The organism is Streptomyces sp. SID4985 (assembly GCF_009863025.1).
Classification (GTDB): domain Bacteria; phylum Actinomycetota; class Actinomycetes; order Streptomycetales; family Streptomycetaceae; genus Streptomyces.
This window is the reverse complement of record NZ_WWIR01000524.1, coordinates 1-266: the sequence shown is the minus strand read 5'-3', so window position 1 is coordinate 266 and position 266 is coordinate 1. Positions and strand designations below refer to the sequence as shown.

Genomic DNA, 266 nt, shown 5'->3' with positions numbered 1-266 from the left:
ACCGACACCTACGCGGCCGTGAAGCTGGAGATCGACAACCGCCGCTGGGCGGGTGTCCCCTTCTATCTGCGCACCGGCAAGCGGCTGGGCCGCCGGGTCACCGAGATCGCGGTGGTCTTCCAGCGGGCCCCGCACTCGCCGTTCGACCACACGGCGACCGAGGAGCTGGGCCAGAACGCGGTCGTCATCCGCGTCCAGCCCGACGAGGGCATCACGGTCCGGTTCGGCTCCAAGGTGCCCGGCACCTCCATGGAGATCCGGGACGT

General features: G+C 70.3%; 1 pseudogene. It reads left to right on the top strand.

Annotated elements, in window-relative coordinates:
- A pseudogene (locus tag GTW40_RS22595) lies at positions 1-266 on the top strand (glucose-6-phosphate dehydrogenase); the annotation flags it as partial.